Origin of the sequence: Enterobacter sp. CC120223-11 (assembly GCF_900215375.1) — a bacterium.
Lineage (GTDB): Bacteria > Pseudomonadota > Gammaproteobacteria > Enterobacterales > Enterobacteriaceae > Scandinavium.
In genome coordinates this window covers 67741-92066 of record NZ_OBEF01000006.1, presented here as the reverse complement: position 1 = coordinate 92066, position 24326 = coordinate 67741, and the positions used below count along the sequence as shown (strand labels likewise).

27 protein-coding genes are annotated in these 24326 nt (G+C 57.7%); 16 read left to right on the top strand and 11 right to left on the bottom strand.

Annotation, left to right across the window (positions count from 1 at the left end; translation table 11 throughout):
- Positions 1 to 7: 7 nt before the first annotated feature.
- Together CRO87_RS09065 and CRO87_RS09060 are read right to left on the bottom strand one after the other, a co-directional pair.
- Positions 8 to 448 (bottom strand): hypothetical protein, encoded by a 441-nt coding sequence (locus CRO87_RS09065; protein ID WP_255252499.1) that lies wholly within the window; start codon positions 446 to 448, stop codon positions 8 to 10.
- 4 nt (positions 449 to 452) lie between these two features.
- Positions 453 to 1400, bottom strand: coding sequence for a transcriptional regulator (locus tag CRO87_RS09060; RefSeq protein ID WP_097162603.1), 948 nt, complete (start codon positions 1398 to 1400; stop codon positions 453 to 455).
- A 699-nt stretch (positions 1401 to 2099) separates the two neighbouring features.
- On the opposite strand from CRO87_RS09060, the gene CRO87_RS09055 reads away from it, so the two are divergent.
- The 12 genes from CRO87_RS09055 (at position 2100) to CRO87_RS09000 (ending at position 11804) form a co-directional block, all read left to right on the top strand.
- Positions 2100 to 2960 (top strand): flagellin, encoded by an 861-nt coding sequence (locus tag CRO87_RS09055; protein ID WP_176504286.1) that lies wholly within the window; start codon positions 2100 to 2102, stop codon positions 2958 to 2960.
- 220 nt (positions 2961 to 3180) lie between these two features.
- The gene (gene fliD / locus CRO87_RS09050) at positions 3181 to 4509 is read left to right on the top strand and encodes a flagellar filament capping protein FliD (protein ID WP_097162602.1); all 1329 of its coding nucleotides are present in this window, start codon (positions 3181 to 3183) and stop codon (positions 4507 to 4509) included.
- A 15-nt stretch (positions 4510 to 4524) separates the two neighbouring features.
- Positions 4525 to 4917, top strand: a complete 393-nt coding sequence (gene fliS, locus CRO87_RS09045; protein WP_097162601.1) for a flagellar export chaperone FliS — start codon at positions 4525 to 4527, stop codon at positions 4915 to 4917.
- The gene (locus tag CRO87_RS09040; protein ID WP_097162600.1) at positions 4914 to 5219 is read left to right on the top strand and encodes a hypothetical protein; all 306 of its coding nucleotides are present in this window, start codon (positions 4914 to 4916) and stop codon (positions 5217 to 5219) included. Before fliS ends, CRO87_RS09040 begins: the two co-directional genes overlap by 4 nt.
- Positions 5219 to 6271 (top strand): flagellar hook-length control protein FliK, encoded by a 1053-nt coding sequence (locus tag CRO87_RS09035; RefSeq protein ID WP_176504285.1) that lies wholly within the window; start codon positions 5219 to 5221, stop codon positions 6269 to 6271. Before CRO87_RS09040 ends, CRO87_RS09035 begins: the two co-directional genes overlap by 1 nt.
- 13 nt (positions 6272 to 6284) lie before the next feature.
- Positions 6285 to 6755, top strand: a complete 471-nt coding sequence (gene fliL / locus CRO87_RS09030; protein ID WP_097162599.1) for a flagellar basal body-associated protein FliL — start codon at positions 6285 to 6287, stop codon at positions 6753 to 6755.
- A gap of 19 nt (positions 6756 to 6774) precedes the next feature.
- On the top strand, positions 6775 to 7470 hold the full coding sequence (locus CRO87_RS09025; protein ID WP_097162751.1) for a FliA/WhiG family RNA polymerase sigma factor: 696 nt from the start codon (positions 6775 to 6777) through the stop codon (positions 7468 to 7470).
- A 7-nt stretch (positions 7471 to 7477) separates the two neighbouring features.
- Positions 7478 to 8341, top strand: coding sequence for a flagellar motor stator protein MotA (motA, locus tag CRO87_RS09020; protein ID WP_097162598.1), 864 nt, complete (start codon positions 7478 to 7480; stop codon positions 8339 to 8341).
- A complete protein-coding gene (lafU, locus tag CRO87_RS09015) occupies positions 8341 to 9288 on the top strand; it encodes a putative lateral flagellar export/assembly protein LafU (protein ID WP_097162597.1) in 948 nt (315 codons plus the stop codon). The genes motA and lafU overlap by 1 nt, the downstream gene beginning before the upstream one ends.
- A gap of 8 nt (positions 9289 to 9296) precedes the next feature.
- Positions 9297 to 10100 (top strand): C40 family peptidase, encoded by an 804-nt coding sequence (locus tag CRO87_RS09010; protein WP_097162750.1) that lies wholly within the window; start codon positions 9297 to 9299, stop codon positions 10098 to 10100.
- 26 nt (positions 10101 to 10126) lie between these two features.
- The gene (parM, locus tag CRO87_RS09005; RefSeq protein WP_097162596.1) at positions 10127 to 11176 is read left to right on the top strand and encodes a plasmid segregation protein ParM domain-containing protein; all 1050 of its coding nucleotides are present in this window, start codon (positions 10127 to 10129) and stop codon (positions 11174 to 11176) included.
- A complete protein-coding gene (locus CRO87_RS09000; protein ID WP_097162595.1) occupies positions 11169 to 11804 on the top strand; it encodes a hypothetical protein in 636 nt (211 codons plus the stop codon). Before parM ends, CRO87_RS09000 begins: the two co-directional genes overlap by 8 nt.
- 41 nt (positions 11805 to 11845) lie before the next feature.
- Here the strand turns inward: CRO87_RS09000 and CRO87_RS08995 are convergent, their stop codons facing one another.
- The 9 genes from CRO87_RS08995 to fliE all read right to left on the bottom strand — a co-directional run bounded on the left by CRO87_RS08995 (position 11846) and on the right by fliE (position 19321).
- A complete protein-coding gene (locus CRO87_RS08995; RefSeq protein ID WP_097162749.1) occupies positions 11846 to 12103 on the bottom strand; it encodes a YjhX family toxin in 258 nt (85 codons plus the stop codon).
- Between the two features lie 232 nt (positions 12104 to 12335).
- Complete coding sequence (locus tag CRO87_RS08990; protein WP_255252498.1) at positions 12336 to 12764, bottom strand: flagellar protein FlhE; 429 nt, start codon at positions 12762 to 12764, stop codon at positions 12336 to 12338.
- On the bottom strand, positions 12761 to 14863 hold the full coding sequence (flhA, locus tag CRO87_RS08985) for a flagellar biosynthesis protein FlhA (protein ID WP_097162594.1): 2103 nt from the start codon (positions 14861 to 14863) through the stop codon (positions 12761 to 12763). Before flhA ends, CRO87_RS08990 begins: the two co-directional genes overlap by 4 nt.
- Positions 14863 to 16008, bottom strand: coding sequence for a flagellar biosynthesis protein FlhB (gene flhB / locus CRO87_RS08980; RefSeq protein ID WP_097162593.1), 1146 nt, complete (start codon positions 16006 to 16008; stop codon positions 14863 to 14865). The genes flhA and flhB overlap by 1 nt, the downstream gene beginning before the upstream one ends.
- An 18-nt stretch (positions 16009 to 16026) precedes the next feature.
- Positions 16027 to 16650: a protein phosphatase CheZ gene (gene cheZ / locus CRO87_RS08975; RefSeq protein WP_097162747.1), complete on the bottom strand. Its 624-nt coding sequence runs from the start codon at positions 16648 to 16650 to the stop codon at positions 16027 to 16029.
- A gap of 20 nt (positions 16651 to 16670) precedes the next feature.
- On the bottom strand, positions 16671 to 17060 hold the full coding sequence (gene cheY / locus CRO87_RS08970) for a chemotaxis response regulator CheY (RefSeq protein ID WP_097162592.1): 390 nt from the start codon (positions 17058 to 17060) through the stop codon (positions 16671 to 16673).
- Between the two features lie 26 nt (positions 17061 to 17086).
- Complete coding sequence (locus CRO87_RS08965) at positions 17087 to 18130, bottom strand: chemotaxis response regulator protein-glutamate methylesterase (protein WP_097162591.1); 1044 nt, start codon at positions 18128 to 18130, stop codon at positions 17087 to 17089.
- Positions 18127 to 18981: a CheR family methyltransferase gene (locus CRO87_RS08960; protein ID WP_097162590.1), complete on the bottom strand. Its 855-nt coding sequence runs from the start codon at positions 18979 to 18981 to the stop codon at positions 18127 to 18129. Before CRO87_RS08960 ends, CRO87_RS08965 begins: the two co-directional genes overlap by 4 nt.
- A 16-nt stretch (positions 18982 to 18997) precedes the next feature.
- Complete coding sequence (fliE, locus tag CRO87_RS08955; protein ID WP_097162589.1) at positions 18998 to 19321, bottom strand: flagellar hook-basal body complex protein FliE; 324 nt, start codon at positions 19319 to 19321, stop codon at positions 18998 to 19000.
- A 262-nt stretch (positions 19322 to 19583) separates the two neighbouring features.
- Here fliE and fliF point away from each other — a divergent pair, with 262 nt between their 5' ends.
- Genes fliF through fliI form a run of 4 tightly spaced genes read left to right on the top strand, consistent with a single transcriptional unit; the run spans position 19584 to position 24304 of the window.
- Entirely contained in the window at positions 19584 to 21266 is a 1683-nt protein-coding gene (fliF, locus tag CRO87_RS08945; RefSeq protein ID WP_097162587.1) for a flagellar basal-body MS-ring/collar protein FliF, read from the top strand.
- Entirely contained in the window at positions 21263 to 22249 is a 987-nt protein-coding gene (gene fliG / locus CRO87_RS08940) for a flagellar motor switch protein FliG (protein ID WP_097162586.1), read from the top strand. The genes fliF and fliG overlap by 4 nt, the downstream gene beginning before the upstream one ends.
- A complete protein-coding gene (locus CRO87_RS08935) occupies positions 22236 to 22940 on the top strand; it encodes a flagellar assembly protein FliH (RefSeq protein ID WP_097162585.1) in 705 nt (234 codons plus the stop codon). Before fliG ends, CRO87_RS08935 begins: the two co-directional genes overlap by 14 nt.
- Positions 22937 to 24304: a flagellar protein export ATPase FliI gene (gene fliI, locus CRO87_RS08930; protein ID WP_097162584.1), complete on the top strand. Its 1368-nt coding sequence runs from the start codon at positions 22937 to 22939 to the stop codon at positions 24302 to 24304. Before CRO87_RS08935 ends, fliI begins: the two co-directional genes overlap by 4 nt.
- The last annotated feature ends 22 nt before the right edge of the window (positions 24305 to 24326 follow it).

The following is a 24326-nucleotide window of genomic DNA, read 5'->3' as shown; positions in this document are numbered from 1 at the left end:
CGAGAGCCTACTTCTTCAATGGATAACAAAAAATCGACCCGCTCTGCCCGACAACCAGCGGTTTAGAGTCGATTTCAATCGGCGCCATCCAGAAACGGGTATGCATCAGCAAATCGACCAGGCCGTCAATCATCAGTCCCTTCTGCGGCGTGCTGTAGTAAATCGGCGTCAGGTAGAAATAGAGCTTGCCGTTCTGGGCCAGCGTCTGGGTGAATTTCCCTTTAAACACAAAGCGGTTATCTTCCGGGCTGGTGATGGTCGACAGCACCGTGCCGTTGGTCGTCTTCATGCTGGAGTCGTAGATCTCTTTGCGCTGCGACATCAGGTCATAAAAGCCCAGCTGAAAATTGCCTTCCACGTCGGTTTTGACATGCAGCGTCGGGGGATTGAAGGTGCTCCACGCACCCCAGCCTGCGGCCAGGACCAGCAAAATTAGAACAGCAATCAACCGATTAGCTGTCTTTGCATGTAGCCATTTCACTGAGCTTCCTCCGGGTTTCACGTAAAATCAGGTTGTTGAGATTCTGCGCATCAATACGCCAGTGATACAGCGTCATCACCAGCTGCTTTTCATCACAGTGGCTGCGCAGCGAAAAGGTGTAGTTCAGCGTCTGGTTATCACTAAAAAAGTAGATATCCATGGTCACGCCCTGAGACTTAATCATCTGGTTCAGGGTGTAGAGCGTGCCCTTGAGCTTGCCGTAGAGCTGATCCTCTTCCCAGGTGGGATTCACTTCGTTGTCGATAGCATAGAGCTTGATATGACTGTAGACGTTGGCCTGAATCTCTTCGGCCGTCAGCGTGTTGCCCGGGTGATGCATTGTCAGCCTTGAGGCGAGGATCATGCTGAGAAATGAGGAGAGCATCAGCAGCAGCGCAAGCGTTACCCAGCGCTGCGCCCGGCTCATCACCCGAACAGAATCTGACGGCGTGGGCTCAGGGGCCACGTCTTTAATCTGAGGCTCAATGCCTTCGGGTTCGTCCTGCGCCTCAGGTGTCAGGCCTTCTGTCGGTTCGTGAGCCAGGCTTGCGTCATCGGCTTCAGGGTCGCTAACTTCAGCTTCCTCTTTCTCGACGAAGCAGCAGTATTCCGCTTCCAGCAGGTACCCTTTGCGGGGAATCGTTCTGATTATTTTCTGGGTTTTACCGTCATCTTCTAAGGCGGTTCGTAATGCATGAATAGCATTCGGCAAACTGTTATTGCCAATAACCCGACGCTCCCACACCAGATTGGTGAGTTCCTCGCGGGTCAAAATACGCCCGGCTTCCTGCATTAAAATATGCAGAAGTTTTAGCTGATATTCACCCAGGCGCTTACGCTCTCCACTGACTAAATGGAGAATTGATCCTGAAGGGATATCAATTAGCCAGTTATTAACGGAACCATAGCGCTTATTCATTGATTGGCCATCACCATCCAGTAAAGACAAAACAACACTGCCAGAATAGATTTCCCATTCAGCACGTGTTACCTGTTGGTTAATTCCATTTATAATTCTTTTAAGAATTGTCGCAGCCTGCGGTGGGAAAACCGGGTCCTTGCAGGGGGCTCTTGCCTTTTCTATCAGCAATACAGGGAGACATTAATCTTCCTGATGAGACCGTTACGCAGGAATTAACTTTTCCCGTGGCTCTTTTTACGCGATAAAAGTGCGGCGCGCAACACCATGCTGAACAAAAGTCCTGCTGTGGTATTAACATTGCTGGTGGTTTCCTGGTCAAACGTTAAGCACGATAAGTAAATTATCTTTATGTTAAGGATAATGATGTGGATGTAATTAGCTTGTACCAGTCTTTATCCATTCTCCAGGAGTGGTTATAGATTTTGTGATAATGAAAATAAAGTTGATGCGGGGTTTAAGTTCTGTTTTTTACAGTCGCTTATTGTTTTTATTTATTGGCCGTATCAAATTTATAAGGTGCATGAGAGTTCATCTTATTTTCGATTAGAACAACTAATCTGAATGCCGTCGGTAATCGTAAGGGAAATTATTTTGAAGATTTTTTTAATCGGCATTTAATTTCAGTCGAACGCGTGTCGTTTTAGTCTGGTACACGACACGAAACCTGACAGACAGGTTGCAAAGGAGATTAACAAGATGGCACTTTCTATTTTCACCAGCGGTTCTTCCATGGCGTCCATTAACGCGCTGAACAAATCCAACAGCATGTTATCCACTGCAATGGAGCGTCTGGGCACCGGCAAACGTATCAACTCCGCAGCCGATGATGCAGCGGGCCTGCAGATTGCAAGCCGCCTGCAGGGTCAGAGCAACGGTATGGCTGTTGCGCAGCGCAACATCTCTGACGCGACTGCAATGCTGCAGACCGCGGAAGGCGCTTTCGACGAAGTGAGCAACATCATGTACCGCATGAAAGACCTCGCCACGCAGGCAGCGAACGACACTAACACCGCAAAAGACCGTGACGCGATCGGTTCTGAGCTGGGCGAGCTGCAGAAAGAGCTGGACAACATCATGGGCAACACCTCTTACGGCGGTGAAAAACTGTTCAACACCTCTGGCGGTAAGCTGACCAAAGAGATGAACTTCCAGATTGGCTCCAGCGCTGATGAGAAGATGAGCGTTGATCTCTCTGGCGCGTTGGCGACCACCGCTTCCGGTATCAGCACCATCGCGACCACGCTGTCTGGCCTGACCGGTTCTGGCTTCACCGCTTCTGCTGCACAGGGTCTGATGAAGGATCTGGAAGCGGGCCTGGAAAGCATCGGCTCCATGCGTTCAAGCCTGGGTGCCAACATTAACCGTCTGGGTCACACCGCGGCTAACCTGGCGAACATGAAGGACAACACCGAGCTGGCGCTGGGCAACATCCGTGATGCTGACTTCGCAAGCGAAGCGTCCAGCATGACCCGCAACCAGATGCTGGCCCAAACCAGCATGTCCATGCTGAAACAGTCCAACAGCATGTCCGGTATGGTGATGTCCCTGCTGGGCTAATCTCAGCCGGTTGCTCTCGAGCATGTAGCCCGCAAGACAAACACCGCTGTATGGCGGTGTTTTTTTTTGCCCTTAAAAACTTCCTCTTGCCGGAAGTACGGGGAATCGCTCTTTCCCTTCTCGCTATAACTAACTGAATATAAACAACTAAAAAGTTGGCATGATCGTTGCTATAACCAATGCATATGACGTATAGCACGCATGCCAGGAGAAACTAACGATGTCTGACTTTTCCAGTATTGATCCCACGCAGATGGCCACCCAGTTGGCCCAGTATGACATTCTGGCTATGCAGAATGCGCTGAAAAGCCAATCGTCCACTCTGGCTGCGCAGCGTACGGGGCTGTCGTCACTGCGCACCGCGCTGACCACCTTCCGTACGGCTATCACCGGAATGAACTCCTCCAGCAGCACGGTGTTGAAAAATATCGCCTCCATGAACCAGGAAGGGATTGCCAACATCACCGCCAGCGCGTCGGCGCGTAAAGGCACCTACAGCCTGAACGTGACCCAGCTGGCAACGGCGGAACAGACCGGCTATTCCGATCTGACGGATCAAAGCATCAAGGATGCCAAAGGGACCCTGTCCATCACCGTCGACGGAAAGTCCATTGATATCAACATGGACGACCTGGAGAGCCTGTCGGATTTTGCTGATGCGGTGAACAAATCAGCGTTTCCGGAGGGCAGCGACGGCGAAAAAACGGGCGTCACCGCTTCGCTGGTGCGCACAGACGGCAAAGTGACGTTAATGCTGAGCAGCGATCAGACCGGGGCAAAGAACAGCATTCAGCTGGATACCTCCGGCCTGACCAGCGACCAGACGATTTTTGATAACACCGATAACATTTCCGACGCCCAGGATGCGAAATTCACCCTCGGTAATTCACAGAATGAGCTCACCAGCAGCTCCAACACCCTGAGTGACCTGGTGGACGGCGTCAGCATTCAGCTGACCGGCACCACCGAGGCGAACAAGCCGCTGATCATCACCGTGGATACCGATACTTCCGGCACTCAGGAGCAGGTTCAGGCGTTTATCGATGCCTATAACACCCTGAAAGATACCCTGAAGAGCCTGACCGCCAGCGGCAGCGACGGTAAAGATCGCGGGGCGTTCGCCGGGGATGCCAGCATGTCCTCACTCAGCAGTGAGCTGAGCAACATGCTGCGCAACACCTTCGGCGATCAGGATATGACCAAATTCGGCATCACCGCCGACAAAGACGGCAAGCTGACCCTCGACAGCGACAAGCTCAACGAGCAGCTGAAAAACGATCCGCAGTCAGTGACGGATTTCTTCAATGGCGACAAAGGCCTGCTGAAGACGATGGATAAGTCCCTCGATAAGTACCTCAGCAGCACTTCGGGCCTGCTGAAAGGACGTGAGGATACCCTCGATCGTCAGCAGAAGGATATTGACGACAAAACGGCCAAGATCCAGACCCGCTATGACAACTCGTATAACCGCTATCTCAAGCAGTTTACGCAGCTGCAGCAGGTCATGACGCAGATGAACAACACCATGAGCATGTTTGGCTTAGTTTAAGGAACCCCACCGGTTATGTACGGCAATGAACAGGAAGGCTTCGGCCAGTATCAACAGTCCGATCTGGCGATTCAGGCCGCCGCGGCGAACCCGCATCAGCTGGTGCTGATGCTGTTCAACGGGCTGATGGATGAGCTGGTGCGGGCCAAAAGCCACCTCGCCGCTCACCGTTATGAGCGCAAGGCCGCAAGCATCAATAAGTGCATCGACATTCTGAATGCGCTGACCAGCGCGCTGGACTTCGACAAGGGCGGCGAACTGGCAGTGAGCCTCGCCAATCTTTATGACTACTGCGTCTATCGCCTGTACGACGCCAGCCACAAGCTCTCCGTGGAGCAGATTGAAGAGGTCGAGGCGATCCTCGGCAATCTGCAACAGGGCTGGGAAAAAATGGGTCAGACGGCATGAGTCAGGTGAAGACCCTGCGGGCACTGGGAGAGGCGCTGAAACAGGCGGCAGCGGAAGGACGCTGGGCGGAAGTGCAGCGCGTGGACGTCCGCCTGGCGAAGTTTCTGGCCTCATTGAGCGCTGTGACGCCGGACGAGCCTCTGCGCCAGGCGTTGAGCGCCGTTCGCGACCTTCATCAGCAGGTGAGGGAGTGCGCGCAGGTTGAAAGCGATGTGCTGGCGCAGAAGATGGCGCTGTCCCGTCGTAATCGCGAGGGTGCAAGCGCCTATGCGGGCTTTATGGACGCGGAGGATTTCGGCTAATGGATTTACTGAATCTTTCTGCCGGGCTGAATACCGCCTCAGGTACGCCACAGTCAGCGGAGGCCATCGGCGCGCAGCCGCAGGGTAACGGCGAAGCAGCTTCTGGCAACGCGGGGTTTAGTGATGCGCTCCTCAACGTGATCTCCACGCTGCTGGCCCAGCAGGGGCAGACGCTGCCGCGCCCGAACGTCAGCGCTGAGGTGACGGCGATAAAAGAGAAGGATGACGAAAAGGACGACGCGCAGGCGACAACGCTGCCGCTGAAAGAGAGCGCGCCGCAGCAGCTACTGGAAGCGTTGCTGATGTCCAGCCAGATGCCTGTGAGGGCTCAGCCGGAGCCGCTGGCGGTGTCGATGAATACGGCCCCAACGCTGTCGCTCACGCCGAACATGCCTGCCATGAACGGCCTCGCGCCGACGCTGACCACTGTGCCAGCGCTTCCGGTTCACGCTGCTACGGGCGGAGAAACGGCCGTGCCGTTGCCGAAAGAGATGCAGCCGGTCACGCCGCAGCTGTTTAACACCCTGACGACCGCGGGTGTCGTCGCGCCCGCAATGCCTGCCGTTTCTGCGGCGCCGTCCGTGGGCGCATCGCCCGCAGCAACTGGCGTGATGCAGCATGCGCCCGTGCATGTCGATACCGAAGACAACCGCTGGTCGCAGCAGCTGCAAAGCGCGCTGGGCGATCGCCTGCAGATCCAGGTGAAAAATCAGATCCAGCACGCAACCATCCGCCTCGATCCGCCGGATATGGGCAAGATCGACATCTCGCTACAGGTCGACAACGGCAGGATGCAGGTGCAAATCAATGCCAGCCACGCTGAGGTTTATCGGGCGCTGCAGCAGACCAGTAACGATCTGCGCCAGAGCCTGACCGAGCAAAACTTTATTCAGGTTAACGTCCAGGTTTCCTCGCAGTCGGGCCAGCAGCAGGGCAGAGGCCAGGGCTTCGCCGGGGAACAGGAAGCCGCCATCCTGGCGGGTAATGACCAGTCTTTCGCAGAGCATGATGCGCTGCGCCATGACCACGACCCGGTCTTACTGACCGTTTAAGAGAAAGGACACGATGAACGCAAAAACAATGCTTTTTGGGGTGATGATCGCCCTGATCACGGCGGTCTGTGCCGCCGCGATGACCGTCGCCGGAATGCACTTCCTGCGCGCTGATACCGCCAGCGGGGAAAGCCCGTTGTCCGGTTTATTCAGCTCAACTGAGCCCCGCACAGTGGAGTTTGTTGAGATCAAAAACGTGGTGATCACCCTCAAAGGAAACGACAGCAACGAGCGCTATCTGCTGCTGGAGGTCAACCTTGCGACCTCAGATCCGCAGAAAACGCAGAGCGCAAAGGACATGATCCCGGCCATTCGTGGGGCAACAGTCAGCCTGCTGTCGGACATGGATTACCACGACGTGCGTGAGATGAGCATTGGCACGCTGCACAGCAAGCTCAAAGCGGCCTACGTCGAAAAATTTGCCAGCCTGAACATTCCCGTCCCGTTTGATGACGTGATCATCAGCAAGATGGTTTTCCAGTAATTCGTGCGTTGTGATTGAAATGATTGATTTTATCGCCAGTGAGGCGCTGACCCCGGCAGACGAGGCCCGTTATTTGCAGGCTTATCTGCCGCTGGTGAACAAAGTTGTCCGCCAGCTGGCTTACCAGGCCAGCAGCGTGATGGACAAAGAGGACATGGAGCAGATTGCCTTGATGGGGCTTTTGACGTCCCTGCGCCGCTACGGCCACCCCGACGAGCAGTTTGGTGCTTTTGCCGTTCAGCGCGTGCGGGGCGCGGTGCTGGATGAGCTGCGCCAGCTCGACTGGCGCCCGCGCCGCCTGCGGCAGAAAACACACAAGCTGAACGATGCCATTCGCGAGCTCTCCCGCAAGCTCGGGCACCCGCCGACCTTTGAGGATCTGAAGCTGCACCTTTCCATTACGGCGGAGGAGTACCAGGAGTATTTGCTGCTGGACTGTGCCAGAAGCCTTGAGAGTCTGGATGACCTTCTGGGCAACGACATCTATACCGGCGCGCTCGACAGCCGTCCTCTGGAAGACGAGATGATCGTCAGCCGGACGCTACGCAGCGCGCTGGTAAGCCTTGACGAGCGTGAACAGTTCATTCTGACGCTCTATTACCAGCACGAGATGAGCCTGAAAGAGATTGCGTTGGTCCTCGATTTAACCGAGGCCCGCGTCTGTCAGCTCAACAAAAAAATCGCGCAGAAAATTCAGTCTTTTTTCGATAAGTGAAAGTGTCATGCAGAAATTCTTCGGTATTTTTATCATCCTCGCCTGCGTTGTCGGCGGCTTTATTATGTCGGGAGGGCGTCTTGCCTCCTTCTGGCAGCCGGGTGAGATAGTCATCATCCTTGGGGCAGGCATTGGTGCCATGGTGCTGGCGAACCCTCGCCCGGTCCTTGCGGAAATGGGGCGTCAGTTTCGCGGCATCCTGCGCAAGGACGAGCACACCAGCGAATACCAGCGTCAGCTGCTGATGCTGCTGTATGAACTGCTCGAGCTGGTGCAGGACGGCGGCCTGAAGGTGCTGGATGAACATATCGAACTGCCTGAAAACAGCCCGCTATTCCAGAAGTACCCGCTGCTGCTGGGCGACAAGCCGCTGATCACTTTTATCTCCGATAACTTCCGCCTGATGGCGATGGGCAAGATCAACGAGCACGAGCTCGAAGGCATTCTTGAGCAGGAGCTGGTGGCGATGGAAGAGAATCTGCTACAGCCTTCACGCTCCTTGCAGCGTACCGCAGAGGCGATGCCGGGCTTCGGTATCTGTGCGGCGGTGCTGGGGATCATCATCACCATGCAGTCCATTGACGGCTCCATCGCCGTCATCGGCGTGAAGGTCGCGGCGGCGCTGGTCGGCACCTTCCTCGGCGTATTCTTCTGTTATTGCTTTATGGATCCAGTAGCGAACGCCATGGAGCAGCGCACGAAAAAGAAAATTGCGGTGCTGGAGTGCGTGCGTACCGTGCTGGTAAACCACGTGGCGGGCAAACCGACGCTGCTGGCGGTGGACGCCGGGCGCAAAATGCTGCCGATGGACACCAAACCGACGTTTGCCACCCTTGATGGCTGGGTGAACCAGATGACGGGTGAGATGTAATGCGCAGCCGCAATAAAGAGCACACCACGATAATCAAACGCTCCGCGCGTAAGGGCCACGAGGCCTTTCACGGCGGGGCGTGGAAAGTGGCGTTTGCTGACTTTACCCTCGCGATGATGGCGCTGTTTATGGTGCTGTGGATCATGGGGGCGGTGACCGAAGAGGAGCGCAAGGAGATAGTCTCGACGCTCAACGGCGAATCCATTTTTGAAGGTCACTCGATTACCCCCGTGACCCGCAAAGAGGCGGGCGGCAAAATGGCGGTGCTGACCACCGGTGATGCGCTGTCGAAGAAAAAGGTGACGGGCCAGGGCCCGACCGATCCGCTGAAGGACATGACGCAGCAGGTGAAGCACTCCCAGAGTCTGGAAGACGTCAACAAGCGTTCGCAGCGGGAGATAGAGGACCTGGCGCGGATCATCATGAAGATCACCTCCGCCTACGACGCCCAGTCCAACCTGAAGCTGGAAATTGTGCCGCAGGGGCTGCGGATCCTGATCACCGACGATCAGAAGCGTGAAATGTTCCAGCGCAGTAGCGCGATCCTGACGCCGTTCTTTAAGCGTCTGCTGGGTGAGTTTGCCCCGGCGCTGAGCACCATTGATAACAAAATCATTATCACCGGTCATACCGATGGGACCCACTTCCGCGACCAGGAACTGTACAACAATTGGAACCTTTCTGGCGAGCGTGCAATGCAGGCCCGCACGGTGCTGACCCGCAATGGCCTCGATCCGAATCAAATTTTGCAGGTCAGCGGAATGGCCGATCAGATGCTGCTCGATCCGCAAAACCCGCTGAGCTCGGCCAATCGCCGCATTGAAATTATGGTGCTGACGCACTCCGCCAGCGAATCCCTTTACCAGTTCTTCGGTCAGCACGGCGAAAAAGTCCTTAAGCCGCTGGTCGACAACCTCTCGAAGGTTGAAACGCACAATATTCCGTAGTGATGTCCATGTTGAATTCAGTCCGTTTTGTGCCTGTACGCCTCGCCTCACGAGCTCAGGCACCTTTTTTTCTTCTTATTACGCTGGCGCTGCTGTTCCCGGGCGTCACCGAGGCCCGCCCGCAGGAGGTGAAATCCTCCCTGACGCGGGAAAAGAGTCTTGAGGCGGCGAAGCGAAAGAAAAATCGCGACCGGCTGATGGCGAAAGTGCGCCTGCGCATCGCCACCGTACCGCTGACCCCGGAGCAAAAGCGCAGCGCAGCAGAACGCAAACGCCTCGACCGTGTAAAAAATCGCGAAATGCTGGCGATGCATTCCCGTTGGCAGCCGGGCCGCTTCGGAGGCTCGGACGCGCTGTGGATGCCGACGCCGGAGGAGCTGGGGCAGGAAAAGCTGTCGCCGAAAGCGGAGGCCTCGCTGCGCATCGTTATCGCTCGCCTGAAGCAGCAGCTCGGCAAGCCTTACGTCTGGGGCGGCCAGTCGCCGGGCGAAGGCTTCGACTGTAGCGGCCTGGTGTTTTACGCCTGGAACCACGTTCTCAACCGCAAACTGCCGCGTACCGCCAACGCCATGTATCAGGATAAGCACCTCAAAACCGTGCGCCAGGAAAAACTGCGGCGCGGCGACCTGGTGTTCTTTGATATCAGCGAGCGGCCGGGGGCCGACCACGTCGGCGTCTATCTCGGCGACGGCCAGTTTATTGAAGCGCCGCGCACGGGCCTGAATATCCGCATCAGCCAGCTGACCGATAACTTCTGGCAAGACCATTATCTCGGCGCCCGTCGCATCCTGACCGACGACGCGGTGCTGTAACCCATACCTTAGATTGAGTAATTCCCATGACCGTAACCCGTATGAAATTCGCCATTGATGATGGCTCCACCAACGTCAAAATTAGCTGGATCGAGAACGGCACCCTGAAAACCGTGGTGTCGCCGAACTCGTTTCGCAAAGACTGGAAAAGCGCGGCGCTGCTGCGTGGCACGGCGGTGTACAACTACACCATCGGCACCACCAAATACACTTACGACGCCACTTCAGACAAAGCGCTCTCCACCACCCATATCGACTATCAGTATGACGATCTGAACCTGCTGGCGGTACACCATGCGCTGTTGCAGACCGGTCTTACGCCGTGCGACGTCGAAATCGTGGTCACGCTGCCGATTACCCAGTTCTACAAGCCGGACGACTGCCAGCGCAACGATGAGCGCATTGAAGCCAAGCGCCGCAACCTGATGCGTGAGATCTCCCTGAACAAAGGCGAATTGTTCCGCATCGTCGACGTGCAGGTGATGCCGGAGAGCCTGCCTGCGGCGCTGTCGCATCTGCTCAACTCCAGCGTGAATGAGTTCACTAAATCACTGGTCATTGACTGCGGTGGCACCACGCTGGATATGGGCGTCATCGTCGGCGAATTCGACGATGTTTCGGCCATTTACGGCAACAACGAAATCGGCGTGGCGATGGTGACCGACGCCACCCGCAAACTGCTGGCCGCTGCCGACAGCGACTCCAGCTACCTGGTGGCGAATGAGCTGATTAAGCGCCGTCACGACATGGATTTTGTAAAAAGCGTGATTAACGATGAGTCGCGGATCGATGAGATCCTTGAGCGCATCGAAACCAAAATTCAGGAGCTGGGCGATCAGGTGGCGTATGAAGCGAAGAAATTCGCCAAGAACCCGAACCGCGTGTACGTGGTCGGCGGCGGTGCGCACCTGATTGAGTCTGCACTGCGGCAGGCTTACTCGACGCTGGGCGACCGCGTGGTCACCATCGACAACCCGCAGAGTGCGCTCTCCCGTGAGATTTGCCTCTATCACGCGGAGTCCGGCGTGGAGCAGGTTGCTCCCCCGCAGATGATTGAGGTGGGTGAGGATGCGTAGCGGGCAGACGCGACGGGTTAACCTGTCGCTCCACCTCTCGCCGGAGGCCTCCCGCGCCGATCAGCGGGCGATGATGCAGCTGAAAACCTGGCACGATGCAGTGCAGCAGGCGGGCAGCGGCGTGACCGAAGCCAACATGGAGATCCGCCGTTTTCACCGCAACGTCTACCTGGCGGGTCTGCAATTGCACCTGCTGAAGCCTCAGCTGTGCAGCCGCATCGCCGAATCGCTTGGGCGTGAAGCGCTCAGCCTCGAAAGCCTCTGCGCCGAGCTCCAGCACGATGCCTTGCTGCCGGGCGATGCGCCAAAAAACACACCTGCTGCTGCAATGGACTTCAGCCAGCAGCAGCTCGAACAACTGCGCACGCTGTTTACCGAGGCGTTGCCTCCACAGAATGCGCAGACGTCTGCCGCCGCACCTGAGACGGAGAGCCTGCGTCGTGAAGTGGCGGAACTGAAAACGCTGCTGGAACAACAGCACTTGCTGCTTCAGCAGCTGCGGGTGAGCGGCCGAAGCGCCAGTGCGCAGGAATCTCCGCGCAGTGCTCAGACGGAAGAAGTCAGTCTCAGCGCCGTTGATGCGCCGACGCAGAAAATGAATAAGGTGCGCCAGAAAGGGATTTTTTGAGATGAAGTTTGCCCCGCTTCACGGCGGGGCAGCGTCTTATTTTAGCGGTTATCCAGTTGGGCACGCACGTTGTTCAGCCCGGTGGTGTTGATGCGGTACGGCTGGCCGTTAACGGATTTAATCAGCTTCTTGGTTCTCAGCTTGCGGAAAACGGCGAGCGTACAGTCGCTGAGGAGCAACCCTTCGCGGGAATAGCACTCAACGTGGGTAATGCGGCCGGATGTGTCGCGTGTGTGCATAATGCGGCCGCCCTTAGCGAGGACGTGCAGGGTGCGTTGTTCTGGTTTGGAAATATTCATACTGGAAATGCCTGTAATCAACATGTGCAAAAACGAACACGTCATCCTTAGATGCGTGCGTAAGGTTTAAGCGCAGCGATAATCAGTCTGGCCGGGGAGGTCAGAACACTGATTATCTTTAGATTACATTCTCCAGCATCAAGCCTCAGAGTTGGGATAAGTGGAAATAACGGCGGAATCATAACACAGATAAATGTTAAGACCCGCGTTATTCCCCTGAAATGTGAAGGGGTTAACCCTTCGCCCGACGCGACGGCAGCGAGCCATAGTGCACCGTCAGCTGGTTGCTGAGCACCGTCAGTACTGGGCGCAGCGGCCCGCGTACCGCCACCCTGTACTCAAAATGGAACGGTCCTCCCGCCGGAAAACCCGCGGGCAAGGGGATTTCCCCGGCCATTCCCGGCAGGGGCAGGCAGCGTCCGCCGCCGCAAATCTTTGCCTGAAAGCCTACGGGCGTGTGGCGGTCGGTACTGATTTTCCACGCCACGCGTTGAGCCACCGCGCCGGCAGGCAGGGAAGAAGAGACTTTAATGGCCCGGCTGGTCAACGTCTGTTGGCCGAGACTCAGGGTGCCGCCAAAGCTCTGGCTGGTCCATGAGCCCTCTGCCGCCATCGCAGCGGACGAGCTGAGCAGAATGGCCAGCAATCCATGGCGGATCACGCTTTGCCTCCAATCATCCACGTCATGCGGACGTTGCGCTGAGTGTTGATCTCCTGGCTTGAAAGCACCGCCATCTGCGGGAACAGGCGGCGCAGATAGCGCGACAGCATCAGGCGCAGCGCCGGGTTCACCAGCAGCACCGGCGGCGCGCCAAGCCCTTCCTGGTGCAGCAGCGCCTGCTCGGTCTGCTTCATCAGGTTCTCGGCAATGCCCGGTTCGATGGCGCTCCCGCTCTGGGTGGCCTGCACCAGCAGTTGCTCAAGGGAGAGATCGAGCCCGATCACCTGCACATCTTCTTCACCCGGGAACCACTGCTGGGTGATGGCGCGGGAAAGTCGTGCCCGCACGCGCGCGGTCAGCTCGTCGGCATCGCTCTGGCTGGTGGCAAACTCGGCAAGCGTATCAATAATGGTGCGCATATCGCGGATAGGCACCCGCTCAGAGAGCAGGTTCTGCAACACTTTATGCAACGTCGTCAGGCTAATTACCGCCGGAATTAAATCTTCCACCAGCTTTGGCGACTGCTTCGTCAGCTGATCCAGCAGCTGCTGTGCTTCCTGGCGACCAAACAGTTCATCGGTATGGGTGGCGATCAGGTGGTTAAGATGGGTCGCGACAACCGAACTTGGATCCACCACGGTATAGCCCAGCGTCTGCGCGAGCTCGCGATGGACTTCATCAATCCACAGCGCGGGCAGGCCAAACGTTGGCTCGGCGCAAGGCGTGCCAGGGACTTCTCCTTCGGCACAGCCTGGATTTATCGCCATCCAGCGATCCGGCTGGATCTCACCATTGCCGATCTCTACCCCTTTCAGCAGGATCCGGTAACGGGTCGGCAGCAGATCGAGGTTATCGCGGATATGCACCGCCGGAGGCAGGAAGCCCATCTGCTGGGCGAATTTTTTACGAATGCCTCGCACGCGGGTCAGCAGCTGGCCCTGCTGTTCGTGATCGACCATCGGGATCAGCCGATAGCCCACCTCCAGCCCCAGCACGTCTTCCATCATGACGTCAGACCATGTGGCTTCGTTGACCTGCGCGGCTTCCGCTTCCGCCATTGCCGGGTCTTCTGCGCCTGCGCGAGACGGGCCTGCCGTTTTCTTCTCCGCCTCTTTTCCGCGCAGCCACCAGGCAATCGCCAGCAGCGTGACGGTGAACAGCAGGAAGACAAAGTTAGGCATGCCGGGGATCAGCCCCAGAAGGCCAATCACGCCTGCCGACAGAACAATTACGCGCGGAGAAGTAAAGAGCTGGCCGACCATCTGCTCGCCAACGTCCTGGTCGTTGACCACGCGGGTCACTACCACGCCTGCGGCGGTGGAGATAACCAGCCCTGGGATCTGCGCCACCAGGCCGTCACCGATCGTCAGCAGGGTATAGGTTTCACCCGCCATGCCCGCCGACATATCATGCTGCATCACGCCGATGACCAGGCCACCAATGATGTTGATCGCCATGATCATCAGCCCGGCGATAGCATCGCCGCGCACGAACTTACTGGCACCGTCCATCGAGCCGTAGAAGTCCGCTTCCTGGGTGACCTCTTTACGACGGCGTTTGGCTTCCTCCTCGCCGATAAGCCCGGCGTTGAGATCGGCGTCGATCGCCATCTGCTTGCCCGGCATGCCGTCGAGGGTGAAGCGTGCGCCCACTTCGGCGATACGGCCTGCACCCTTGGTAATCACCATAAAGTTGATGATGATGAGGATCACGAAGACGATGATCCCGATGGCGAAGTTGCCGCCCACCAGGAAATGGCCAAACGCTTCGACCACCTGACCTGCCGCCGCCGAACCGGTATGCCCGTGCATCAGGATCACACGGGTAGAAGCCACGTTGAGCGCCAGGCGCAGCAGGGTGGAAAACAGCAGCACCGTCGGAAACGCCGAGAACTCGAGGGTGTTCTGGGTGAACATCGCCACCAGCAGAATCATGATCGACAGCACGATGTTAAACGTGAACAGCAGATCCAGGACGAAGGTCGGCAGCGGCAGGATCATCATCGCAAGGATGGTCATGATCAGCACCGGCCCGGCCAGCACCTGCCACTGAGTTTCCTTCATGTTGGGTAAACGTAATTTGGTGGCGATATTGGCCATCACTCTCTACTCTCTTGTGCAAAATCCATCCCGTCCGGCACCGGAAGATCTTTCGGCTGCTGCGGACGTAAACCAAACCCTTTGCGCCAGCGGCGCAGGCCATAGACCCAGGCCAGAACTTCGGCGACGGCGCTGTAAAGCTCCGTGGGAACCGGGGCACCAGGTTCGCAATGTTTATACAGCGCACGCGCCAGCGGCGGGGCTTCAAGCATCGGCACGCGGTGTTCTTCGGCGAGCTCGCGAATGCGCAGGGCAATCAACCCGGTGCCTTTGGCAACCACCATTGGTGCGCCCATGCTGCCTTCCTGATACTTCAGCGCCACCGAGAAGTGGGTCGGGTTGTTCACCACCACGTCTGCGGTCGGGACATCGGACATCATTCGGCTCTGCGTCATCTGGCGCTGCAGTTGGCGGATGCGTCCCTTAAGCTGAGGGTCGCCTTCCTGATTCTTAAATTCGTCTTTCACTTCCTGACGGCTCATGCGCATCTTTTTCAGGTTGCTCCAGATCTGATAGATAACGTCAAACGCCACCATCGGGATCAGGGCCATAATGATGGTCAGCATGCAGCCGAGCAGCAGCCCGCTGATGTCGCTGAGCGCCATGCCCAGCGGTTCGAACACCAGCGCGATAAACTTCGCTTTGTTAAGCAGCAAAAAAAGCGAGCCGCCGATTCCGGCGAGCAGCACTTTAAGAATCGACTTCACCATCTCCGACACCATCTGTGCGGAGAACATCCGCTTGATGCCGCTGATGGGGTTGAGCTTCTTGCCGCTGAACTTGATTGCCTTACCGCTGATGTTCAGGCCGCCAATCAGCGACGGCGCGGTCAGCGCGGTGATAAACAACCCGGCGACAAACGGCATAATCGCCATAAACGCGATACCCAGCAGCGAGGCAGCCTGATGCAGCATGTGATGCGGGTCGCGCACCAGCAGCCGGTCGAAGGAGAGGCCGTTATGCAACAGGTGCTGCAGCTCTCCGGCAAGGTAACCGCCGCCTGCCACCATTAACCCCCAACCGACCAGCAGCATCGCAAGCGTGGTCAGTTCACGCGATCGGGGAACCTGTCCCTCTTCGCGCGCTTTCTGTTTTCGGTGGGGTGTGGGGTCTTCTGTTTTGTCGCTGTCGCTTGTTTCAGACATAGCCTGTGCGCCGCTTCATCAGAAGCCGAGCGACTCCAGCAGGTCATCTACCTGATCCTGAGAAGCGACAATGCCTTCGACTGACGCATTGATTTGGGGTCCGTTCTTCAGCTGCGCTTCGCTCTCCTGCGAATTGCTGTCGCGGTCGCACATGTTTTCCACCAGCACGCTGATAAGCTCTTTTTCCACAGTCTCAATCACCAGCATCAGGCTTTGCAGCACCTGGCCGGTTAAATCCTGGAAATCCTGCGCCATCATGATGTCGGTGAGCTGGCGGTTGGTCTGCTGGGTCATGTCCGGCACTTCACGCAGGAAATGACGGGTCGCGGTCACCAGCTCCCGGGCGTCTTCCAGCGGCTGCGGCGCCTCAAACCAGGCATCCCAGCGTTGGCTAAGATCGGTCGCGCTTTCACTCATGCTGTCCTGCAACGGGCGGGCAACCTCGACGCTGGTCAGCGCGCGATCGGCCGCCTGCGAGGTTTTGCCGACCACGTAGTTGAGGCGGTCGCGGGTGTTCGGGAACGCATCGGCCACTTCCATAATGGCCTGTTCCAGGCCCAGGTTGGCCATACTGTCACGCAGCAGGCGGGTCAGTTGGCCGATGCGCAGAAACAGATCTCGGGTATTTTCGGTCGTTTGCATTGGGGCGTCAGAAGGCATCTCTAACCCCCCAGCTTTTCAAATATCTTGCCGAGCTTCTCTTCGAGCGTCGCTGCGGTGAAGGGCTTAACGATATAGCCGTTGGCCCCGGCCTGCGCGGCGGCAATGATGTTTTCACGCTTGGCTTCAGCGGTGACCATCAGTACCGGCAGCTTCGCCATCCCCGGGTCGAGGCGGATGGTTTTCAGCAGCTCAAGGCCGTCGAGATTCGGCATGTTCCAGTCACTGACCACGAAATCAAACTCGCTGGTTCGCAGCTTGTTGAGCGCGTCCTGACCATCTTCTGCTTCTTCAATGTGCTTATAGCCTAAGTCCTGCAGCAGGTTACGTACGATACGGCGCATGGTGGCGAAGTCGTCCACCACCAGAAAGCGTAAATTTTTATCCGACATGAGGGTTCTCCTGGGGGCTTGGTCGGTTACTTGTGTTTTTTGCGGCTGAAGCTTTCCAGCAGCCGTGCGCCGATATCATCGAGGTCGGCAACCTCACAGGCCGCGTCAAGCGCGATAGCTTCCCGCGGCATACCAAACACCACGCAGGTGGCTTCACTTTGCGCCAGCGTATACGCCCCGGCCTGACGAAGGTTCAGCAGGCCGCGGGCGCCATCGCTGCCCATGCCTGTCAGCAGGGCTGCGCTGGCGTGTCGACCGGCCTGCTGTGCCACGGCATCAAACAGCACATCCACCGAAGGGCGATGGCGATTGACCGCAGGCGCATCGCTTAGCCGCACGACGTAGCCTTTTCCCCGACGCACAATCTCAAGATGGCGATCGCCAGGGGCGATTAGCGCGCTTCCCGGCGAGATGGGCTCTTCATCTTCGGCTTCGCGCACGGTTATCTGGCACAGTGAATCCATCCGCTGGGCAAAGGAGCGGGTAAAGCCGGACGGCATGTGCTGAGCAATGACAATCCCCGGACAATCGACCGGCAGCGGCATCAGTACCCGGCGCAGGGCTTCGGTGCCGCCCGTTGACGCGCCTATGGCAATCAGACTTTCCTGCGCGGCACGGCTCCCCGACAGAAGCGGGCGTATTGCCTGTCCGCCGTGCTGGGTACCGGGTTTCGCTTTCGCAGCGATGCGAAGTTTTTCCACTACCAGCTGCGCCCAGCGATCCAGATCCCCTGCGACCTGATGATCGGGCTTGGGTAAAAAATCCACCGCCCCTTGTTCCAGCGCCGCCAGCGTGGCCTTCGATCCGCGGGTCGTCAGCGAAGAGATCATCACCACCGGCATTGGGCGCAGGCGCATCAGCCGGGAGAGAAACTCCAGTCCGTCCATCCGAGGCATATCGACATCAAGCGTCAGCACGTCCGGATTTAGCTTTTTGATCATCTCCCTGGCGATGATCGGATCCGGGGCGGTTCCGACCATCTCCATATCGGGCTGCTGGCTGACTATCGTGCTGAGCAGGTTGCGCATCAGCGCGGAGTCATCGACCGCCAGCACCCGGATACGCCTCACTTGCTGGCCTCCGTGAGCTCATACACCGACTGTCCACGCAGGCGCAGCGGAATATGCGGATGGGTAAAGTGCTCTGAATGGCCAACAAACAGCAGGCCACCGGGCTTCAGCATCCGCGCAAAGCGTGCCAGCAGCTTTTGCTGGGTCGGCGCATCGAAGTAAATCATGACGTTGCGACAAAATATGGCGTCGAACGGCGCAGGCACCGCCCAGCTGGCGTCCAGCAGATTGAGCTGCTGGTAATGGATACCCGCCAGCAGTTCACGCTTTACCTTTACCTGCTCGCTGTTGTCGCCCGTGCCGCGTAAAAAGTAGTGGCGCTTCTGAGCCAGGGTCAGCGCCTGCAGGTCGCTCAGGCGATATACTCCGGTTTCCGCTTTGGTCAGCACTTCGGTATCAATGTCCGAAGCCCAGACCCGCGGCCCGCCAATCGCTGCGCCCAGGCACTCGTCGAGGGTCATTGCAATCGAACAGGGCTCTTCGCCGGTCGAAGCCGCAGTACACCAGACGCGGTAGCCGTTTGACCGCTGACGTGCATGTTCCGCAAGCACCGGAAAGTGGTATGACTCGCGGAAAAAGGAGGTCAGGTTGGTCGTCAACGCATTAATAAAATTTTGCCATTCAGGATGCTCTGCATGAGACTCCAGCATCCCGGCGTAGTCGCTGAAACGGCTTAACCCCAGCACCCGCAGGCGCCGGGAAAGGCGGTTGTAAATCATCTCCCGCTTCTGGGCATTCACCACGATGCCCGCTCGGTGATAAATAAGCTTGCCAATACGCTGTAATTCACCGTCGGTTAACGTGGGTGAATTCCGTAATAAGCGCGCAGAACCGCAGTTAATTTCGCTCATAGATTAACAATGGGCCTTATACAGGGGTATTCATGATTTCCTGATAAGCGCTGAGCATTTTATTGCGCGCCTGGACACCAAAGTTAAATGAAATAGAGGATTTCTGCATCGACAGCATTACGTCATTCAAACCAATATCACTGCTGCCCGACATCCATTGCTGGGTGGTATTTTTTGCGTCAAGCTGTGTTTTATTTATTTCGCTAATGCTGTTAAATAAAACGTCAGAAAACGCAGGCGCTTTCTCCGCCCCGATAAGCCGGGAGTTCGGCTGTGACGTGACCTGCTGCGCCTGGGCCTGAATCTGGTCGAGGACCCCACGCATTAAAGTTGCTGACATTATTCACTTCCTGATAAATAAAGAAAACGCGAGAATTTCGCACATCTTTTAAACGCCGACAGCTTACCACGCGGATAAATAGCGCAGAAAATCCAATAAGCCGTCATAACTTTGAGCTTATTCAGGATTAAAAAAAACGCTCTCCGGACGATAATACCCTCCTGAAAATTCCACCAAAATTTCAATTCGTCGATTGCCGTTCGCTGCAATATATGAGCCGACACGCATGCGCCTCGCATGCAATTTCTTACAGGATTACGGCATGAGTGCCACATTAAATGGTTTAACGAACAATCCGACAGAGCGATTAAAATCCGCCCTGTCATCGCTGCGAGAAAGCCCGAAGCTGCTGTTGGTTATCTGCGGCGCCGCGGCGCTGTCCGTAGTGATTGCGCTGATGTTCTGGGCAAAGGAGCCGGGCTACCGGGTTCTGTTCAGCAATATCAGCGATGAAGACGGCGGAGCGATTGTCGCTCAGTTGACGCAACTCAATGTGCCTTACCGCATCGACGCGCCCGGCGGCGCGATCATGGTACCGGAAGGCCAGGTGCATGAGGCGCGCATGAAGCTGGCCCAGCAGGGCTTGCCGAAGGGGGGCTCCGTAGGCTTTGAGCTGCTGGATAAAGAAAAATTCGGCATCAGTCAGTTCAGTGAGCAGGTGAACTACCAGCGAGCGCTGGAAGGGGAGCTTTCCCGCACCATCGAGAACCTGGGCCCCGTGCAGACGGCCCGTGTTCACCTTGCCGTGCCTAAGCCTTCGATGTTCGTGCGCGAACAAAAGCTGCCAACCGCCTCGGTCACCGTCAACCTTGTTCAGGGCCGTAGCCTGAATGAAGGTCAGGTGCTGGCTATCACTCACCTGATCTCCAGCGCCGTCACCGGGCTGCCTGCGGACAATGTCACCATTGTCGATCAGCGCGGTAACCTGCTGACCCAGAGCGGCTTACAGGGCTTGCAGACTTCCCAGCTGAAATACACCAGCGATATCGAAAGCGACTATCAGCAGCGTATTCAGCGCATTCTTGCGCCGTTAGTGGGCGACAGCAATGTGCGGGCGCAGGTCACCGCGCAGGTCGATTTTACGCAGCAGGAGCAAACCCAGGAGCAGTACCAGCCGAATGCCGATCCGCAAAAAATGGCGATCCGTAGCCGCCAGTCCAGCCTGAGCGAGCAGGGCAACGGCCGTGGCGCAAGCGGCGTACCGGGAGCGCTGAGCAATCAGCCGCCTGCGCCTGCCACCGCGCCGCTCACTCAGCCGCTGAACTCGAACGGGGCAGCGGCGGACAAACGTCCGACCAGCAACGTCAGCGGACGCGAAACTGCGCAGCCTTATAACAACCGCAATGACGACACCACCAACTTTGAGCTCGACAGAACGCTGACTCATACCAAATCCACGATGGGGCGTATCGAACGCCTGTCGGTGGCGGTGGTGATTAACCATCTGCCGCAGGGCAAAGAGGCGAAGGTCGGGCCGATTAGCGAAGCCGAGCTGACGCGCATTAACGCGCTGGTGAAAGAAGCGATTGGCTACAGCGCGAACCGCGGCGACAGCGTCAACATCATGAATTCGCCGTTTAACGGGGTGGTGGAAGAGCCTGTCCCGCCGTTCTGGAAACAGGAGAGCTTCTATGCCCTGCTGATGTCCATTGCCCGCTATCTGGTTATCGCGATTATCGCCTGGGTTATGTGGCGCAAGCTGGTGCAGCCTGCCTGGGTGCGCCATCAGGAAACGGCTATCCGTCGGATGGAGATGGAAAAAGAAGTCCGCGAAGAAGCGATGGCTGAGAAGAAACGTGCCTCCGAGAAGGAAGCAAGTGAACGCGCCCAGCAGCGTGTGGATACCGAACTTAACAGTCAGCAGCTGCGTGAGCTGGCAGAGCAAGAGCCGCGCGTTATCGCGCTGGTGATTCGCCAGTGGATGAATAAGGATCACAAATCATGAACGCCGCAGAAAAAAGCGCCATCGTCATGCTGACGCTGGGGGATGAACTGGCGGCCGAGGTGTTCAAGCATCTTAACGCCCATGAGGTGAAGCAAATCAGTAGTTCAATGGTCAATATGGCGGGCTTCACCCATGACCAGATGGCGGCAGTGCTGCAGGAATTTAAAAACGATTCCAACGAATACGCGGCGCTGAGCCTCAATACCAACGACTATCTGCGCAGCGTGCTGGTGAAGGCGCTCGGCGAAGAGCGTGCTTCCTCGCTGCTCGAAGATCTGCTGGATACCCACCAGGGCACCAACGGTATCGAGACGCTCAACTTTATGGAGCCGCAGTCGGTGTTTGATCTGATCCGCGAAGAGCACCCGCAGATCATCGCCACCATTCTGGTTCACCTGAAGCGTAGCCAGGCGGCGGACGTGCTGGGCAAATTCGAGGATCGCGAGCGCAACGACATCATGCTGCGTATCGCCACCTTTGGCGGCGTACAGCCAGCAGCGCTGCAGGAGCTGACGGAAGTGCTCAACAACCTGCTGCACGGCCAGAACCTCAAGCGCAGCAAGATGGGCGGCGTGCGTCCGGCGGCGGAGATCCTCAACCTGATGAAATCTCAGCAGGAAGAGTCCGCCATCGAAGCCGTCCGCGATTTCGACGGCGAGCTGGCGCAGAAGATCATCGACGAAATGTTCCTGTTCGAAAACCTGGTGGACGTGGAAGACCGCTCCATCCAGCGCCTGCTGCAGGAAGTCGAGAGCGAGACGCTGATCATCGCCCTCAAAGGGGCCAACGAAGAGCTGCGTCACAAGTTCTTCCGCAATATGTCTCGTCGTCAGGCGGATCTGATGACCGAAGATCTCGCCTCTCGTGGGCCGGTGCGCCTCTCTCAGGTGGAAGCCGAGCAGAAAACCATTCTCAACGTGGTTCGCCGTCTGGCCGAGTCTGGCGAGATCCTGATTGGAGGCAGCGAAGATGCCTACGTTTAACGACGCTGATGCCGTCCAGTGGCGCAGCTGGCAGCCTGAAAATCTGCTGAATGAGACGCCGGAGGTGGCACTGCCGACGCTCGACTCCGCGCAGTCTGAAGCGCAACTAAAGGCAGAGCTCGCGCGATTACGCCAGCAGGCGGAACGCGAAGGGCACAGCCAGGGGCTGGCGCGCGGTCAGGAAGAGGGGCGACAGCAGGGCTACGAAGCAGGACTGCGTGAAGGTCGTGAGGCCGGGTTCGCCCAGGGGCTGGCGCAGGCGGGCAGCGAACAGCAGGCGATGCTCAAGCAGGCCGAAGGCTGGCTCGGACAGTTCAGCCTGGCGCTGGAGAATCTCGACAGCCTGATCCCCGGTCGGCTGGTGCAGCTTGCCCTGACTGCGGTACAGCAGCTTTACGGCTCGCTGAACGTTGCGGATAACCACGCCCTGGTGACGCAAATCCGTAAGCTGATGAAGAAAGATGCGCTGCTGCACGGCACCATCGAACTGCACGTCAATCCGCAGGATTTCCCGCGCATTGAACAGGCACTTGGCGACACGCTGAAAACCTCCGGCTGGGTGTTACATCGTGACGCGGAGCTGGCGGCGGGCGGCTGTCGCATCGTGACCCCGGACGTTGAGTTTGACGCCAGCATGGAAACCCGCTGGCAGGCGCTGTGCCAGCTGGCCCGCGAGGAGCTGTCACAATGAGCCAGCGTCTTAAGGCCTGGCTGTCGGCTATCGACAGGGTGGAAGACAAGCTGGATGAGATGCCTGCTTTCCGCCAGTACGGCAAACTGACCCGTGCCACTGGCCTGGTGATGGAAGCCGTGGGGCTGAAGCTGCCGATTGGCGCGCTGTGCATCGTGGAGCGCAAAACGGCTCATGGCGTGGTGGCTATCGAAACCGAAGTCGTCGGCTTTCAGGCCGACACGCTGTATCTGATGCCGCTGGAACACGTCGATGGCATTTTACCCGGCGCGCGCGTTTACGCCCTGGACGCCGACGACACGCTGGGCAAACAGCTTCCCGTCGGCCCGCACCTGCTCGGGCGCGTGCTGGATGCGCAAGGTCGCCCGCTGGACGGTCGTCCGGCACCTGGCAGACCCGTCGCCGGGCTGTTCACCGCTTCATTTAATCCGCTGCACCGCGATCCGATTAAAAACGTCCTCGACGTTGGCGTGCGGGCCATTAACGGCCTGCTGACCGTGGGGCGCGGCCAGCGCATGGGCCTGTTTGCGGGCTCGGGCGTTGGCAAAAGCGTGCTGCTTGGCATGATGGCGCGCTACACCACGGCGGACGTGATTGTGGTGGGGCTTATCGGCGAGCGTGGACGCGAAGTTAAAGACTTTATTGAAAATATCCTCGGCCAGGAGGGACGGGAGCGCGCGGTGGTGATTGCCGCGCCAGCAGACGTCTCCCCGGTGCTGCGAATGCAGGGCGCCGTCTATGCCACGCGCATTGCGGAAGATTTTCGCGATCGCGGCCTGAACGTGCTGCTGATTATGGACTCCCTGACCCGCTATGCGATGGCGCAGCGTGAAGTCGCGCTGGCGATTGGCGAGCCGCCAGCCACCAAAGGTTATCCGCCTTCTGTATTTGCACGGCTGCCCGCGCTGGTGGAGCGTGCCGGGAACGGATTACCGGGCGGCGGGTCGATCACCGCGTTTTACACGGTACTGACCGAAGGCGACGATCAGCAGGATCCGATCGCCGATTCGGCGCGTGCGATCCTCGACGGCCACATTGTGCTTTCCCGCCGCCTGGCGGAAGCGGGCCACTATCCGGCTATCGACATTGAAGCCTCGATCAGCCGTGCGATGACCGAACTGATCCCACACGAGCAGTACCGCAAGGTGCAGCGCTTCAAGCAGATGCTTTCCGCATATCAGCGCAACCGTGACCTGGTGAGCGTGGGGGCGTATGTGAAGGGCAGCGATCCGCTACTGGATCAGGCCATCGAACACTACCCGGCGCTGGAAGCGTTCCTGCATCAGGCGATCCACGAGCGCAGCGGCTATGAAGAGGCCATCTCCGGGCTTTCCGGGCTGTTCCCCACGATGAGCAACGGCTAAGGAGCGCCGCGTGAAGGTGAAG